The following is a 16,194-nucleotide window of genomic DNA, read 5'->3' on the forward strand; positions in this document are numbered from 1 at the left end:
AAAACAGACTCTCCATGTTGCTTATTGGCAGCAACTCTGGAAAGTCTGTTTGATTAGCGTCTTATTCAGCTGTTTCAGCAGCTTCTTCGGCTTGAGCGGATGCGACGGCTTGCTTCAATTGCTCTTGGTGTGCAGACAAAGCTTCTTGTCCAATCACAACCTCGCAGCGATGAATATTCATGCCTTGCCCTGCGAACTTTGTTTCGTATTCGGTCATCACGTGATCTGGGTGAATGCCATCCACATGAAGGTTCAGTGAAATATTGCGCATTCTGAGGCCCATATCGGCAAAGGAATTCAAAGAGAATTCGAATAAGGACTGAGAATCGGTTTTCAAATGGATTTCGCCTTTTGCATTCAAAATTTGTTGATATTTGGCAACAAAGCCTGGATGCGTTAGACGTCTGCGAGCATGCTTCTTTTTCGGCCAAGGATCACTGAAGTTCAAATACACACGCTCTAACTCTCCATCAGCGAAAGCATCCTCAATATGCTCGATGTTGAACAGCATCAATCTTAGATTTGGAATGCTAAGTACCGCATCCTCTTCATTTTCAACTGTAATTTCGTGTGCAACTTTGGCCTTTTCACTTGCTTTACGAATCAATTCATCATACATATCGACACCAATGAAATTGATGTTCGGATATTTTTTGCTCATTTCACTAATAAAGCGCCCTTTACCCATCCCAAGCTCGGCATGAATCGGGTTATTGTTTCCGAATAACTCGGCCCATTTGCCCTTATAATCCTTGGCATTTAACACTACGAGTTCTTTTTGACGTTCTATATCTTCTCTAATACCTTTTCTGCCCCGTAACCGCATTATTCATTTTCCTCCTACACGTACATGCTATCGAATACAAATCATAGTCGATTCTATAAAAAAAATCAAAGCTTTCTCTCATAGATAGAAGAAAACACCCTCCAAGATGGAAGGTGCTGCAGCATGTTCAAAGAACGTTATTTATAGCTTTCGTCTCTTCTTCTATTATTGCTTCGCAGACCTGCTAAGCCCAGCAAACCTACAAGGCCTAGCCATCCCCAGCTCATATCCGTGTTATCTTCCGGTGTTGCATAGGCTCTATATGTGTTCGGAGGTGTTGTCGCTATGCTTTTGGTACTCATTCTATCAACCATATTCGCGCTGCGATCAAAACCTCTCTCGACAGCATTCGCTCCGCGTTCGACACCCCGTTCAACCGCGTTAGCGCCTTTTTCTACCGGATTCGTTCCATAGCCATTAATATGGTCCATGACACCAGTTCCCCTGGTCGTTGTCCCATAGCCAGAATACGTATTCGGAGTCGTTAAATTTCCGTTATAAATTCCGTTCGTTCCATTTCCGCTAAAATTTGGTGAGCTGACGCCAGTTCCTAGCCCCATTCCAGGAGAAGTAGCATCATAGTTGCTTCCTGTATAGCCCGTAGATGTCGTAGTTCCCGTCCCCAATGTCCCAATTGGTGATCCCGTTCCCACTGCGTTTCCTGAATCCATATTCCTTGCCTGTACACCCGCTGCCCCCATACTTAAAGCTGCTGTCAAAGCTACTGCTAAAGTTATCGTACGAAACTTTTTCACGTAGTCATGTCCCCTCTCAGCTCGTAATTGTGGTGCAAGGTTATCATGCTCCCTTCTATGGGCTTTTATAGGGGGACTTTATTGGAAAGGCAGGGGTCGCTTTCAAGCGGGAATTTCGCTACAATATAGGTTGGAACAAAACAGGGTGAAAGAAAGAAAAGCAACAGAAAGAAAGGATACATGTCCTATGTCTACAATGATTCAGGAATCACCTCAGCTTTGGGGAGATAAACGTTTCCATACATGGAATTATGAAATGCGCGATGCTTTCGGCGGGAAAGTTTTCAAAGTTATGCTGGATGCTGGCTTTACCTGCCCGAACCGCGATGGCAAAATTGCAACTGGCGGCTGCACCTTCTGCAGTGCGCGCGGATCAGGAGATTTCGCAGGCAGTCGCCGCGATGATCTCGTCACCCAATTTAATAAGATCCGCGATCTGCAGCATCAAAAATGGCCAGAAGCCAGCTATATTGGTTATTTTCAAGCTTATACGAACACTTACGCGCCAGTTGAAGAGCTTCGCGAATATTATGAAGTCATTTTAAAGCAGCCTGGCGTGGTAGGCTTATCTATCGCTACAAGACCAGACTGCTTGCCGGATGATGTCATCGAATACTTGGCTGAATTGAATCAGCGCACGTATTTATGGGTGGAAATGGGTCTGCAAACCGTGCACGAATCAACCTCCACGTTGATCAATCGCGCGCATGATACCCAATGCTATTTGGACGCCGTTGCCAAGCTACGCAAACATAATATCCGTGTCTGTGCGCACATTATTTATGGCTTGCCAGGGGAAACACATGAGATGATGCTGGACACAGGTAAAGCTGTCGCCCAGATGGATGTGCAAGGCATCAAAATTCACTTGCTTCATCTCATGCGCAAAACACCGATGGTGAAACAATACGAAGCAGGCTTGCTGCAGTTCTTGGAGAAAGATGAGTACGTGAAGCTGATTGTAGATACGTTAGAAATTTTACCGCCAGAAATGATCGTGCATCGCTTGACCGGAGATGCTCCGCGGGATCTGTTGATCGGACCGATGTGGAGCCTTAAGAAGTGGGAAGTGCTGAATGCCTTTGATAAATTGTTACTGGAGCGCAATACGTGGCAAGGAAAGTATTGGGAAGGTAAAAAGTAAGATTACTCTAGAGCATTCTGGTGAGCCAAGCCAGAATGCTCTATTGTGATGGAGTGACATTGTTATAGAAGGACACCTCTAGACACTATCCCATTCGCTCAGGTAGGAAGAGGCGATTCGAGAGTTGAGCATTACTGAGTTAGCGGGATAGTGGTCATAGTGCAGCCTCTGGTATGGAGAAGATGCCCTCTGTTCTGAAAAATAGCGTTACGAAAACATCTTATTTGGTCGTTCGGTAGAGAATTCGGAAGAATAGCGTTATATCACAGCGCTATTCTTCCAAAACGGCTATTTTTCACTCATTTCGATCGAAATAGCGTTTTTTCGCGGCGTTATTTTATCGTAGAACATGGATGTGGAGCAAATAAGGTTACTGTAAAACCTTATTTGGAATTTGGGAATCGTATGTGACCACACCTTTGTAAGAGAGACAAATCGGAATAACGGAGGTTGATTACACATGGGTTTTGTTTCAGTTCTGAGTTTTGTACACCAACTACTTGGGCAGCGAGTCCAAGCAGGTGATACGGTTATAGATGCCACGCTAGGCACGGGCGTGGATGCTGTATATATGGCGAAGCTCGTAGGCCCTCGCGGCAGCGTGTACGGCTTCGATATCCAGCAGGCCGCGCTGGATCAAACCGAGCAGCGTCTGGCGAAGGAGCAGCCAGACGCCAAGGTGCACATGAGCTTATGCAGCCATGCGCTCATGGAAGCGGCGGTGCCGCAAGACCGCCACGGCAAGGTCGCCGCGGTCACCTTCAATCTCGGCTACCTGCCAGGAGCCGATACAGCCATTATCACCGAGCAGGAATCCACCATTCCTGCTCTCGAAGCTGCGCTCCGCCTGCTGCGCAAAGGCGGAATCGTGACCATCGTGCTGTACAGCGGGCACGATGGTGGATCCGAAGAAGCCGCCGCGGTCGAGCGCTGGGCTTCTCAGCTGCCACTCGCAGCGTTTCAAGTGCTGCGGTATCAATTTGCCAATCGCAGCGCCTCCGCGCCGTATCTCTTGGCTCTAGAAAAAAGATAGCCGCATGATATAATGCTAGAGAGAAAGAAATGACACAGATGGATAGAATACTAGGGGAAAGTAGGGATTGTTTTGAAGTCATACCCGCTGCAATTTCAACCAGAAATGAAAGAACGTGTTTGGGGAGGCAGAACCCTTGAACGATTCGGCTTTGAGCTGCCAGAAGGCGCGATTGGCGAAGGCTGGATGATCGGGGATCACCCGAACGGCACTACGAAAGTCATCAATGGCGAGTTGGCAGGCCTAGGTCTGGATGAGATTCGTGAGAAATACGGTAAAACGTTGTTCGGTACGAAAGGCTTTTCCGAGAAAAACGGTCGATTCCCTCTATTAATTAAGCTGCTAGATTGTGAGGACGATCTGTCCGTTCAAGTTCATCCGAACGATCACTATGAGAACCTTGCCGCTGGCGAGCTTGGCAAAACAGAAATGTGGTACATTCTCGATGCGAAGCCTGGTGCCAAAATCATTTACGGCATGAATGAAGGCGTAACACGGGAAAGCTTGGCAGCAGCCATTGCGGAAAACCGCATTATGGACTGTTTGCAAGAAGTTCCTGTTCAAGCTGGCGATTCCTTTTACATACCTGCTGGAACGGTACACGCACTTGGCGCGGGCGTTCTAGTTGCTGAAATTCAACAAAATTCCGATACGACATACCGGTTGTATGACTATAATCGTCCTGGTCTAGATGGCAAACTGCGCGAGCTGCACATCGAGGATTCCCTCAACGTGATCGCCTATGAAGGCTCAGGCTCTACACGTATGAAAACCAATATGACAGAAACCGGCACATGGTTGACGCTCGCGTCCTCTCCTTTTTTCACAGTAGAAAAAGGGCTTGTAGGTCCGCAATGGGAGCTTACCACAACGCCTGACAGCTTCGTTATCCTCGTTATCGCGGACGGCAACGGAACGCTGCAATGGGCTGATGGCCAAATTGCCACGAAACCTGGCGATTGCTTCTTGCTTCCTGCCGATTTGGGCAGCTACTCATTAGAAGGCACCATGACGGTTATTCGCAGTTATCTCTAAGTATGAAAGAAGCTCTCTGATCCGCCGCGATACGGCATGGTCAGAGAGCTTTTTATTTCTCGCTATTAGTGTTCTTCCGTTAGGCTGCTTTCTTTTAGAATCACGTCATGTGCTCCGCCTTCAACGAGTGATGTTGCGGATACGAGCGCGATTCTTGCATTTTGCTTCAATTCATCAAGCGACAATGAACCGCAGTTGCACATCGTGGACTTGATTTTACCAAGTGTCTTGTCCAAGTTCTCTTGCAGACTTCCCGCATAAGGAACGTAGGAATCCACGCCTTCCTCGAACAGAAGCTTACTTTTGCCGCCTGTGTCATATCGCTGCCAGTTACGAGCACGATTGGAACCTTCGCCCCAATACTCTTTCACGAAATTGTTACCGACTTTGAGCTTACGAGTTGGACTCTCATCGAAACGTGCGAAGTATCTGCCCAACATCACGAAGTCAGCGCCCATCGCCAAAGCAAGGGTAACATGGTAGTCGTGTACGATACCACCATCGGAACAGATCGGAACATAGATACCTGTTTCTTTGAAATACTCGTCTCTTGCTTCAACAACCTCCATAACAGAGGAAGCTTGGCCGCGGCCAATACCCTTTTGTTCCCGCGTAATACAGATAGAACCGCCGCCGATCCCTACTTTAATAAAGTCTGCACCGGACTCTACTAGGTAACGGAAGCCTTCACGGTCAACGACGTTACCGGCACCAATTTTGACATCAAAATTTTGCTTCACATATTGCACAGTCTCATGCTGCCACTCACTGTAACCGTCCGAGGAATCGATAACAAGAATATCTACACCCGCTTCAACAAGTGCTGGAACTCTCTCGGTATAATCCTTCGTGTTAATCCCTGCGCCAACAATGTAGCTCTTGTTTTTATCTAGAAGCTCCATCGGGTTCTCTTTGTGCTCATCATAGTCCTTGCGGAAAACAAGCGTGTCCAGCTGCCCGTTATCGTCAACGATCGGCAAGCAATTCAACTTATGATCCCAAATGAGATTGTTCGCTTCGGACAATGTGATCCCTGATTTGCCGTAAATTAATTTCTCAAAAGGCGTCATGAACTCCGAAATCTTACGATCTTGCGAGTCGCGGCTCTTGCGATAGTCACGACCTGTTACGATCCCCAGCAATTTTCCGTTCGCTGTACCATCATCTGTGATCGCAACTGTGGAGTGGCCTGTCTCTTCTTTCAATGCCAACACATCACTAAGTGTATGAGAAGGTGTCAAGTTGGAGCGGCTTACGACGAAACCAGCCTTGTACCCTTTTACCTTGCGCACCATCTGCGCTTGTTCTTCAATCGACTGAGAGCCAAAAATGAACGAAATCCCGCCACTACGCGCCAAAGCAATAGCCATTCCGTCATCGGATACAGCTTGCATGACAGCAGAAGAAAACGGGATATTCAGTGAGATTGCAGGCTCCTCACCTTTATTAAACTTGACTAGCGGGGTCTTCAGCTTTACGTTCGCCGGTGTACATGCCTTCGTCGTCAGGTTAGGAATCAACAAAAACTCACTAAACGTACGCGATGGTTCCATATAATACGTAGCCACTTTACAATTTCCTCCTTTTGATCCATAGGTAAATTTTTATAATCTTATCACTGAACCTTGCCTGTGGTCAATGGATTTTTTAGGGAAATGTTCAGTCAGCTACGATTCTGGCGTTATTTCTTCCAAACTTGCGGCTCGGAGCCATGACTCGAATACTCAATATAGGAAGGAGAAATGTCCATTACGACATAGTTAGGATCATGCGGCCCCTCAAACCATTGCTTCATCTCCTCCGTCCAGAGCTTCTCCCGAAGAGCATTATCCGAAGAAATCGTTGCTGTAGCCTGAATTTGCAAAATATTAGGCGTAGACTTCCCGTCATATCCCACAAGAATATGCACATGGGGATTATCTTGGAGTTCTTCGACTTTATCTGTTTTTTTGCTCGTCGTTAAATAAATCTCCAAACCGTCGTGAAACAAGGCCATATAGCGTACCTTCGGCTTGTTACCGTCAATCGTAGCGAAGGAGCACACCTGATTGGCGTTCAGTACCTGGATGATTTGTTCTTCAAGTTGTGTGTGTTTCGTTTCAATCATTGTTCGCTCTCCTCTTTCTTCTCAATCTGCTTTAACTCTCCTAATTTACCCAGATCGCAAGAAAAATACCCCTCACGATGATCGTGAGGGGCAGGGTTGTTAGATGGTGGCCAGCTGCTGCAGCGGCATCGTGTAGTAGGACGCCGGCTTCTGTGCGTCCGGCGGGAAGTGAACGACAAGCAGCTCCTTGCTGCTTTCGTCGAGTTCGCCGCTTTGCAGATACGTCTGCAAAGCGAACGGCAAGACCTCAAGCATGGCATGCTTGTGGAGGTCTTTTTCGTTGATGCGGAGGCTCTGGAAGTCTCCGCTGACGAGCTCAGGCTGCTCCGCGATCAGCTTGAGGTACGCATTCTGCTCGGACTTCTCCAAGGTGAAGTCCCACCAGATTTTGCGCGGCTTATATTTATGGCCGAGGAAGTAGTCGAGCTTCATCAGGCCTTCGATGATGTGCATGTTTTTCGTTCCGCGATGCAGCAGGAACTCGTGTAATCGCGTGAACAGATCCTCGAGCTGATGCCCGATCTTCTGCCAGCCGCGACCTTCCCAGAAGTCGCCGAATTCTTGGAAGAAATCAAACGCCGAAGCGAACTCTTTGGCGATAAGGTGCTTCACCGTGTGATCCATCCGGTGGGCGTTCCAATATTTTTCGAGCACATCCTCTACGCGCTTGATGCGAATTAGGTCTGTGAACGGCAGGATGTCGTTGCCGAGAATCTCATAAGGGGCGTGATCCATATAAATATAGCCATATTTATGGGCATCGTTACGCATCCCTGTGCCGCGCAGCATTTTAAGAAAGCCTAGTTGAAGCTCTTCCGGTCCTAGCTCGAAAACATCGTTAAATGTCTTACGGAACGAGTTATAATCCTCTTCCGGCAGTCCGGCGATGAGATCGAGATGCTGATCGATTTTGAGACTGTTTTTCACCTTAGAAACGGTACGGCTCAACTTGAAGAAATTTTGTCTGCGCTGCACGAGGTCATTCGTCGTGTCATTCGTCGATTGCACACCGATTTCGAAACGGAACGTGCCTGGAGGCGCATTTTCAGCAAGGTAGTCTAGAACCTCTGGCCGCATGATGTCCGCCGTAATCTCGAATTGGAACACGGTGCCGCGGTGGTTTTGGATAAGGAATTCAAAGATTTCCATCGCATAATCACGCTTAATATTAAATGTACGATCCACGAATTTGATCAGCTTCGCGCCGGAGTCAATGAGGTACAGCAGGTCCGACTTCGTTCGCTCCATGTCAAAATACCGCACACCCACTTCAATACTGGATAGACAGAATTGGCAGGAAAACGGACAGCCGCGGCTCGTCTCAAAATAAACAACACGATTGGCTAGGCTCGGAAGATCTTCCTTGAAGCGGTGCGGCGACGGGATATCATCCAGCTTCAGCTTCGGTCTGCCCGGCATGAGCACGACTTCTTGCTCCTTGCGGTAAGCAAGGCCATACACGAAGTGGTATTTGCGCGTTGTTGAAATCTCGGTCAGCAGCTGGTGGAACGTCTCTTCCCCTTCGCCCATGACGATGAAATCAACCTCTGGAATGCGCTCCATCCAGTAGTCCGTATCATAAGAAACCTCAGGTCCACCGAGGACGATGAGGATTTCTGGTCTGATTTTTTTGATCATTTTGATAATGTGGATCGTCTCTTCGATATTCCATATATAACAGGAAAAGCCCAGCACGTCTGGCGCCTTCTGATAAATGTCAGAGACAACATTCATGACGGGGTCTTTGATCGTATATTCGGATATTTCAACATCAAAATCCTTCTCGCAGAACGCTTTCAGATAGCGCAAAGCCAAGGAGGTATGAATGAATTTGGCGTTCAGTGTGGATACAAGTACTTTCATATGAAAAAAACCTCGTTCTATTCTTGGGTTATCGTGCCTTCTAATTCTACACGAAAACGGAGGAAATACAAAGGAAAGACAACGCAAATTATAAGACCATGTCATCGTCCAGATGCGGGACTTCATAGGGGAACTGCAGGTAGGAGGCTTCTTCGATGGCGTTTTTCCAGCGTTCCGCATGGGAATATAGCTGCTGCTCCACCTCTTGAATCTTCTGGTGGATTTCTCCGGCCGATTCAAGCGGCTCATGCTGCAGTGCTTGCTGCAACGTCGTGCGTTCTTCAAACCATTGGGTTAATTGGTATAAAAGCATAGGGACTCGCCTCTCTCACAGGTTAGGATGTGTATGCAAGTATTCCCTGTTTTGAGGGGAGGTATTCGGACGCCAAACCTCCATCCCTCCTGCCCCTAACACGGAGTTAACTGGAAAACCTCCAGCTAATTTCGTGATTTTCGCTTAATATAGTGAAATAAATGGAAAACCTCCCGTTAATTTCAGGTAATTACCGCGAAAGCGGAAAAAGCCTGAAAAATAGCTGGAGGTTTTCCATGTAATGTGGAGAAAAGTCAAAAGTTCAGAAAATTAACTGTAGGTTTTCACGTTAAATTTAAATTGAATTGAACAACTAATTACTTCAACAAAGCCCCATCCTTCTCAAGGACGGCCTGCAATTCAGCAATGTTGATCTCCGCTGGAAGCAAGCCGTGTTTCACAGCGAGTCCCGCTGCGGAGCCTGCGGCTTGGCCCGTGGCCATGCAGCTTGGCGTGAGGCGCGTCGTCGCCAGCGCTTCGTGCGTGGTGGAGATGCAGCGACCTGCGGTGAGCAGGTTTTCGATTTTTTGCGGCAGCAGGCAGCGGTAAGGAATGTCGTAGGCGCCGTCCCCTTTGACCCAAGCTGCGGTTACGCCTTTGCCAGACGGATCGTGGATATCGATCGGGTAGCCGCTGCGTGCGATAACGTCATCAAAATGACGTCCTTGCACGACATCATCCACCTGCAGCGCATACTGACCGTCGATCCGACGTGTTTCACGAATACCAATTTGTGCGCCAACATTGGAAATCGAAGCTTTTTCGAAGCCCGGCAGGTTATTGCGCATAAACTCAGCGACCATCAGCACCTGCTTGCGTCCAAGCTCCTCAGCCTCTGTCAGATCCTCCACATTGGTGCCGTCCAGCCCCTGCACACGCGTAGTATTGACCAGCACTTCGTCGTCCTCTGGACCTGTGAAGAACAGCACTTGATCGCGATTGATCGGAAGATTCGCTTCCTTCCAGTGTTTGAAATAGCCTAGTACACCAGATAGAGGGAGATCAGCGAGCTCGGAGAAAGGCGTCTTTTTATAAAACTCGTCAGGATGATCGATCATGTATTGTTTCACGGCAGGCAGATTCACACCGCGCATTCTGAATTTCATGGTCATTGGCTGTGTGGCTTTATCACCATCACGCCCTTTTAAGCACGGCGCTCCAGACAGATACGCGAGATCAGCGTCACCTGTTGTATCAATAAACACTTTGCCGCTGACATCAATTCTGCCGGACTTGGACGTTAGCTGCACCGATTGAATGCGATTGTCCACCGTCTCAACATGATCCACAAAGCTATGGAAAAGCAGCTTAACGCCCGCTTCCTTTAACATATCGACAGCCAAAACCTTATATATTTCAGGATGGTACGGAGTAATCGTATTTACAAATCCAACGGTATCCCGAAGATGTCCTGGGGATGCGTTCATCGCCATGAGACGGTCAATGATTTCTTGTGCGAGCCCGGCAATCACTTGTTTGCCATCCGTGGTGTGAAACGTCATCCAAGGATACACCAGCGCAGCGGTCGACATCCCGCCGATAAAGCCGTATTTTTCTATGAGAACAGTTTTGGCCCCACTTCGGCCTGCTGCGATCGCTGCATTTACCCCCGCTGGTCCTCCCCCTACTACAACCACATCTGCTTCTATCTGTTTAATCATCTGAATTCGCTCCCTTTTGCTCATTTATGGGTATGCCGCATACGTTTCTTCTCTCTAAGTGTAGTTTAAAAATAACCTTCTTTTTAGTTTAAATTTAGTTTAAAATTAAAGATACAGATGGTAGCAAAATAAACGGCTACGCCGGCCTCTTAGGACGAGTGCGTTTATGGAGAAATATAGCCGACTTATCATGTGAAACATATAAATGCTATATTTCAGAAAAGGGGACAACTCAGACGTATGCGCAAACGAATTACACTCCATGACTTAGCGGATCAGCTAGGCTTGACTATACAAACGGTATCCAAAGCATTGCGCGGACTGCCCGGCATGTCTGAGCAGACACGAAGTGAAGTTTTCAAACTAGCACGTGAACTTGGTTACATGACCAAAGACCAGAAACAAACCTTACAGCAGGATCTCATCTCACCGTATCCCGTCGTCCAGCGCAGGTTTGTGCTCGTCCAGAACAAACAGTCGTTGAACTTCAACCGCTTGCTGCTGCAAGGCTTGCATGAACGCTTCATGGAATTTGGACACACGGTACAGCCGCTGCTCATACCGCCTCAATTGAAGCCCTCTCAATTCGATGACTGGGCTGAGGATCAAGGACTGCTCTATGCAGAGGGGGTGTTTATCGCACCACGGATGAACTGGGATTTGTTGGAGCAAAAGCTGATAGAGCTGCAGCTCCCTAGAATTTTGTTGAATTTTCCGCCGCCGGAGTCCAAGGTCGACAGTGTCATTTGGGATGTCTATGAGGCTGTCTATCAGGCCGTGCGAAGGCTCGTGCGAATGGGCCACAGGAACATCCTCTATGTCGGTGATACGAAAGATCAACGCGGATTCGTCATCCGTTGGCAGGCTTTTAACGAAGCGATGAAAGAAGCTGGTGTGGCAGTTGATCCAAAGGACCATGCGATAGAGCGAGATGGTTCAGAGGGGTGGTTGGTTGATTTTGAGCAAAAATATGTGCGGCATCAGCCAACAGCTGTGATTTGTGGCATTGACGAAGAAGCTGCACCTGTGTACCACACACTTCGTCGCTTAGGGGTGAACGTGCCGCAGCAATGCTCGCTGGTTGCACTCCTGAATGAGCAGATCGACACGCTGCCTCTCTGCTCTCGCCCACAACTGCCGATTCGAGAGGCTGGCTATCGTGCAGCGGATCGCATGCTATGGCGGATTGCGAATCCGCATTTACCTTTTGAGCATGTGCGGCTGCAGGGGGATTTTTTCACGGGGAGTACGATTCAGAGATTGCAGGGGTAGGAAAGCTTCGCGCTAAGCATTTCATTTGCTTTTATGAACGTGGTATATTGAAGGTCAAATGATCTGACCGGAAGGTAAGCGATCGCAAGAGGAGGACTTTTTCATGCAAAAGAAACCAGGTTCACGTCCAAAAGGGAGCCCGAACTCTAAACCCAAATTCGGTTCTCATAAACCGCAAGGCCAGCACTCGCAAACAGCTAAAGTAAGCCAGGAGTCGAGCACTCGTCAGTATACGGTGAAGGAGCCTACTGAGCTTCTACCCTTTTTGTTAGAAAAGCTTTCGAGCTTAGGCCGAAACGCAGTAAAAGCCATTCTTGCCCGCGGACAAGTCGCTGTAAATGGTAAAGCGGTAACGGCATATAATTACCCCCTGCAACCCGAAATGACGGTTACGATTAACAAAGATAAAGTCGTAGAGGATATCCCGCTGGCAGGCATGACGATTTTGCACGAAGATAACGATGTCATTGTGATTCAAAAGGATGCTGGCTTGCTATCCATCGCGACGGACACGCAAGAAAATCAAATTACAGCCTATCGCCAGCTCACGGCGCATGTGCGGAATCATGATCCGAAGGCGCGGATTTTTGTCGTTCATCGCCTAGATCGAGACACATCCGGTGTGATGATGTTTGCCAAAAATGAACAAGTCCAACAGCACCTCCAGAACACTTGGCAGGAGAGCGTCAAGGAGCGGACCTACGTTGCACTAGTGGAAGGCATGGTGCGCAAGCCAGAGGGTACGATTACTTCATGGCTCAAGGAGCATGCGAAATCGCTCAAAATGTTTTCAACGCCGTACCCGAACGACGGACAGCATGCGGTCACGCATTACAAAACGCTGCAAGCGAACAAGAGCTTTTCGCTGCTTGAGGTGAACTTGGAGACTGGACGTAAGAACCAGATTCGCGTCCATATGCAGGACATCGGGCATCCCGTTGCTGGCGATAAAAAATATGGCTCCAAATCAAAGGAGATCAATCGACTTGGTCTGCATGCGCGTGTGCTCGCTTTTGTGCACCCGACGACTGGGCAGTTGATGCGGTTTGAGACGCATATTCCGAAGGTGTTTTTGAACCCTTTTAAGGAGCCGGGTGTGAAGAAGTAAGGTGTGAATGTAGGCACGTTGGAGACCGGTGAGGGAAAGAGATTGAGCGCGGAAACCGGAGATTCAGTGAGAAAGCGAAAGAACGGAGAGCGGAAACCGGGAGATTGAGGAAGAAAGCGAAAGAGCGGAGACCGGAAACCGGGAGATTGAGGAAGAAAGCGAAAGAACGGAGAGCGGAAACCGGGAGATTGAGGAAGAAAGCGAAAGAGTGTAAATGCTTGTAAGCGTAGACTGGGGGATGTACATAGATGAACATTGTTGTACTTGATGGATTTACGTTAAATCCGGGGGATCTGGACTGGAACGAGCTTGAGGCTCTTGGGGAGCTAGTTGTGTATGAGCGGACCGCTGAGTCCGAAATCGCCCAGCGTGCGGCTAACGCAGACATGGTGCTGACGAATAAAACGCCTCTCTCCGCGCAAACCCTGGGACAGCTGCCGAAGCTGCGGTATGTCGGTGTTTTGGCTACTGGTTACAATATTGTAGATGTCCATGCTGCCAAGGAGAAAGGCATTGTCGTTACGAATGTTCCTGCATATAGCACGCATTCGGTGGCTCAGTTGGTTTTTGCGTTGGTGTTGGAATTTTGCCATCGTGTGCAGCGCCATAGCGACAGTGTGCTTCAGGGGGATTGGGCTGCGTCAATCGATTTCAGCTATAGTGTCTCCCCGCTCATGGAGTTAAACGGTCAAACGATGGGTCTAGTCGGACTAGGTCAAATCGGCAAGCAAACCGCACTCATCGCTAGGGCGATGGGCATGAAGGTCATAGCCACAGGTAGTGGACGCCGCGAACCAGAGCCTGTGGAAGGCATCGAATGGGTATCGCTTGAGGAACTGCTGCAGCGTGCAGATGTGATTAGTTTGCATTGTCCGCTGACACCGGAAACGAATGGGCTGATTAACGCGGAGCGGATCGCTTTGATGAAACCGTCGGCTATTCTAATTAATACAGCCAGAGGTGGGCTGCTCAATGAGGCCGATGTAGCGCAAGCTTTGAATGAGGGGCGCATCGCTGGAGCCGGACTTGATGTCTTAACGGTTGAACCTCCGAAGCCAGATAACCCTTTGCTGCATGCGCAGAATGTGATTATTACGCCGCATATTGCTTGGGCAACGAAGGAAGCGCGAGCAAGGTTGATGGATGTTGCGAGCCGGAATGCACGCGGGTTTGTCGAGGGTCGGTTGGTGAATGTGATTGGGTAGCGTGGAATTGGCGGCAGGAGATCGGGGTCCTCTCTTGCATGCAGCTGTGAAGGCTGCAAAATTGCAAAAAGGCATCCTTTTCTAGCGGCTGAACCGCTCGATTCAATTTTTTTGCAAATAGGCAACTATTTCCGCCGCCATGTCTCTTCTGAGCACCTTTTCGGTCCAAAAGGTTGCACTTTTGCACTTATTTCCCTCCGTTTCACCACTTTCTCAAAAAATAAGTGTCTTTTTGCATCTTTTACAACTAGCTTCGCTTAAAAGAACGCAAAACATTTAAATTCCTATATGTTAAAAAAGGGCTGTCTTTCCAAGTAGATTTCATCTACAGGGAGAGACAGCCCTTTGTGTTTCTTTGGATACTTCAAAATAAGCTATTTCAGTAAAGCCGCATAATCCATCTGCGGCACAAGACCTGTCTCAGCTGCGCGCTGGAGCAGGGTCAAAACAGCGCCATAACCGCTATCGCCGAGATCAGCGGTGAACTCATTGACATACAGGTCGATGTGCTGCTGCGCGACCTGCGGGTCCATTTCCTGCGCATGCTGCATGACGTAGTCACGCGAAGCCTCCGGATGCGCCCATGCGTATTCAACCGAGGCGCGAGCCCAGCCGGCGAGCGCCTTCAAATCCATGGTGCGCCGCGCAATGATGGCGCCCAGCGGGATTGGCAGCCCGGTGTCGGACTCCCACCAGCTGCCCAGATCCGTTAGAAGCGCTAACCCGTACGACGGGTACGTAAAGCGCGCTTCATGAATAACGAGGCCGGCATCGATGAGGCCGTCCCGCACAGCGGGCATGATCTCGTGGAACGGCATGACCACGATTTCGCCTACGCCGCCCGGCACGTTCTGTTCCGCCCAGAGGCGGAACAGTAAGTACGCGGTCGAGCGCTCGCTTGGCACGGCTACTCGACGACCGCTAAGGGCCGCCGGGTCAGCCGCAAGGCCGTCGCTTGGCTGCGTCAGCACAAGCGGCCCGCAGCCTCTGCCCAAGGCGCCGCCGCAGGGCAGCAGGGCGTAATCCTGCAGCACCCACGGGAGTGCTGCGTAAGAGATCTTGAGCACGTCTGGCCCCATGCCTTCGGCAGCCAGACGGTTGGTGATATCGATGTCCGCGTAGAGGACATCGAGTCCTGGTGCGCCTGGGATTAAGCCATGCGCCCAGGCGTGAAATACAAACGTATCGTTCGGACATGGTGAGAACGCTATTTTCATGTTAAAGCACCTCCGCTAAGACTGAACCTGCTGCTTCTAGAGCTTGCAAGGCATCACCGATCCGCCAGGCGTCTCGGTCTCGTGGGCCGACCGCGTTGGAGATCGCGCGGATCTCCAACACAGGCACGCCGCGCTGCTGCGCAGCTGTCGCTATGCCGAAGCCTTCCATGGCTTCGGCGGCAGCGCCAGGTACGCGCGCCGCAAGCGCAGCGGCGGTTGCCGCTGTGCCGGTGGCTGTGGCCACCGTGAGCACCGGCGCCGCTTGCGCCTGCAGACCGGCGGCTTGCAGCGCCGCCGTGACCCGCTGGGCGAGGTCGGCTTGGGCGCGAATACGCGTTGAGCCGAAGCCCAGCTCGTCCAAGCTGCTGAAGCCGTCCAGCAGCTCTACACCTAGATCGGCGGCGATGATTTCGCTCGCGATCACAAGCGAGCCGACCTCCGCTTGACCTACAAAACCGCCAGCGATGCCAGCGATAATCAACAGGTCATAGTCGGCTTTCGCAAGCTCGAGGGCACCATTCACTGCTGCTGCGGCAAGACCCACGCCTGCTAATGCATATTCGAATCGGCTATCCTGACCAAGACCGCGTTGTATAGCATCTCGCTCGGGAGCGACTGCTGTCATGACAAGTATTCGCATTGTTTTCCCCTTTAA

Annotated in this window: 15 protein-coding genes; 6 read left to right on the forward strand and 9 right to left on the reverse strand. The window is 49.6% G+C overall.

Going from position 1 to position 16,194, the window contains the following annotated elements:
- Positions 1–61 precede the first annotated feature (61 nt).
- Together trmB and AC58UX_RS10555 are read right to left on the reverse strand one after the other, a co-directional pair.
- Complete coding sequence (gene trmB / locus AC58UX_RS10550; RefSeq protein ID WP_497252258.1) at positions 62–826, reverse strand: tRNA (guanosine(46)-N7)-methyltransferase TrmB; 765 nt, start codon at positions 824–826, stop codon at positions 62–64.
- Between the two features lie 137 nt (positions 827–963).
- Positions 964–1,581 carry a WGxxGxxG family protein gene (locus tag AC58UX_RS10555; RefSeq protein ID WP_497252260.1) on the reverse strand — a complete coding sequence of 206 codons (618 nt, stop codon included), beginning with the start codon at positions 1,579–1,581 and terminating at the stop codon, positions 964–966.
- Between the two features lie 187 nt (positions 1,582–1,768).
- On the opposite strand from AC58UX_RS10555, the gene mnmL reads away from it, so the two are divergent.
- From mnmL to AC58UX_RS10570, 3 genes are all read left to right on the forward strand, one after another.
- On the forward strand, positions 1,769–2,725 hold the full coding sequence (mnmL, locus tag AC58UX_RS10560; protein ID WP_497252262.1) for a tRNA modification radical SAM protein MnmL/YtqA: 957 nt from the start codon (positions 1,769–1,771) through the stop codon (positions 2,723–2,725).
- A gap of 460 nt (positions 2,726–3,185) precedes the next feature.
- Positions 3,186–3,758 carry a tRNA 5-(aminomethyl)-2-thiouridylate-methyltransferase MnmM gene (gene mnmM, locus AC58UX_RS10565; protein ID WP_497252264.1) on the forward strand — a complete coding sequence of 191 codons (573 nt, stop codon included), beginning with the start codon at positions 3,186–3,188 and terminating at the stop codon, positions 3,756–3,758.
- Between the two features lie 72 nt (positions 3,759–3,830).
- Positions 3,831–4,793 carry a type I phosphomannose isomerase catalytic subunit gene (locus AC58UX_RS10570; RefSeq protein ID WP_497252266.1) on the forward strand — a complete coding sequence of 321 codons (963 nt, stop codon included), beginning with the start codon at positions 3,831–3,833 and terminating at the stop codon, positions 4,791–4,793.
- Positions 4,794–4,858: 65 nt separating this feature from the next.
- On the opposite strand, the gene AC58UX_RS10575 is transcribed toward AC58UX_RS10570, so the two are convergent.
- The 5 genes from AC58UX_RS10575 to AC58UX_RS10595 all read right to left on the reverse strand — a co-directional run bounded on the left by AC58UX_RS10575 (position 4,859) and on the right by AC58UX_RS10595 (position 10,737).
- A complete protein-coding gene (locus AC58UX_RS10575; RefSeq protein ID WP_497252268.1) occupies positions 4,859–6,361 on the reverse strand; it encodes an IMP dehydrogenase in 1,503 nt (500 codons plus the stop codon).
- 113 nt (positions 6,362–6,474) lie between these two features.
- Positions 6,475–6,900, reverse strand: a complete 426-nt coding sequence (locus tag AC58UX_RS10580) for a pyridoxamine 5'-phosphate oxidase family protein (protein WP_497252270.1) — start codon at positions 6,898–6,900, stop codon at positions 6,475–6,477.
- A 99-nt stretch (positions 6,901–6,999) separates the two neighbouring features.
- Entirely contained in the window at positions 7,000–8,763 is a 1,764-nt protein-coding gene (locus tag AC58UX_RS10585) for a B12-binding domain-containing radical SAM protein (RefSeq protein WP_497252272.1), read from the reverse strand.
- Between the two features lie 88 nt (positions 8,764–8,851).
- Positions 8,852–9,076 (reverse strand): hypothetical protein, encoded by a 225-nt coding sequence (locus tag AC58UX_RS10590; protein ID WP_497252274.1) that lies wholly within the window; start codon positions 9,074–9,076, stop codon positions 8,852–8,854.
- A 317-nt stretch (positions 9,077–9,393) separates the two neighbouring features.
- On the reverse strand, positions 9,394–10,737 hold the full coding sequence (locus tag AC58UX_RS10595) for an FAD-dependent oxidoreductase (RefSeq protein WP_497252276.1): 1,344 nt from the start codon (positions 10,735–10,737) through the stop codon (positions 9,394–9,396).
- 240 nt (positions 10,738–10,977) lie between these two features.
- Here AC58UX_RS10595 and AC58UX_RS10600 point away from each other — a divergent pair, with 240 nt between their 5' ends.
- The 3 genes from AC58UX_RS10600 (at position 10,978) to AC58UX_RS10610 (ending at position 14,322) form a co-directional block, all read left to right on the forward strand.
- Positions 10,978–12,009 carry a LacI family DNA-binding transcriptional regulator gene (locus AC58UX_RS10600; protein WP_497252278.1) on the forward strand — a complete coding sequence of 344 codons (1,032 nt, stop codon included), beginning with the start codon at positions 10,978–10,980 and terminating at the stop codon, positions 12,007–12,009.
- A 103-nt stretch (positions 12,010–12,112) separates the two neighbouring features.
- A complete protein-coding gene (locus tag AC58UX_RS10605) occupies positions 12,113–13,117 on the forward strand; it encodes an RluA family pseudouridine synthase (protein ID WP_497252280.1) in 1,005 nt (334 codons plus the stop codon).
- A 248-nt stretch (positions 13,118–13,365) separates the two neighbouring features.
- The gene (locus AC58UX_RS10610; protein WP_497252282.1) at positions 13,366–14,322 is read left to right on the forward strand and encodes a D-2-hydroxyacid dehydrogenase; all 957 of its coding nucleotides are present in this window, start codon (positions 13,366–13,368) and stop codon (positions 14,320–14,322) included.
- Between the two features lie 374 nt (positions 14,323–14,696).
- Here AC58UX_RS10610 and AC58UX_RS10615 read toward each other — a convergent pair whose 3' ends face one another.
- Both AC58UX_RS10615 and AC58UX_RS10620 read right to left on the reverse strand, forming a co-directional pair.
- Entirely contained in the window at positions 14,697–15,539 is an 843-nt protein-coding gene (locus AC58UX_RS10615; protein WP_497252284.1) for a 1,4-dihydroxy-6-naphtoate synthase, read from the reverse strand.
- Between the two features lies 1 nt (position 15,540).
- Complete coding sequence (locus AC58UX_RS10620) at positions 15,541–16,179, reverse strand: futalosine hydrolase (RefSeq protein ID WP_497252286.1); 639 nt, start codon at positions 16,177–16,179, stop codon at positions 15,541–15,543.
- Between the last annotated feature and the right edge of the window lie 15 nt (positions 16,180–16,194).

This window comes from Paenibacillus sp. J22P90 (assembly GCF_059692195.1).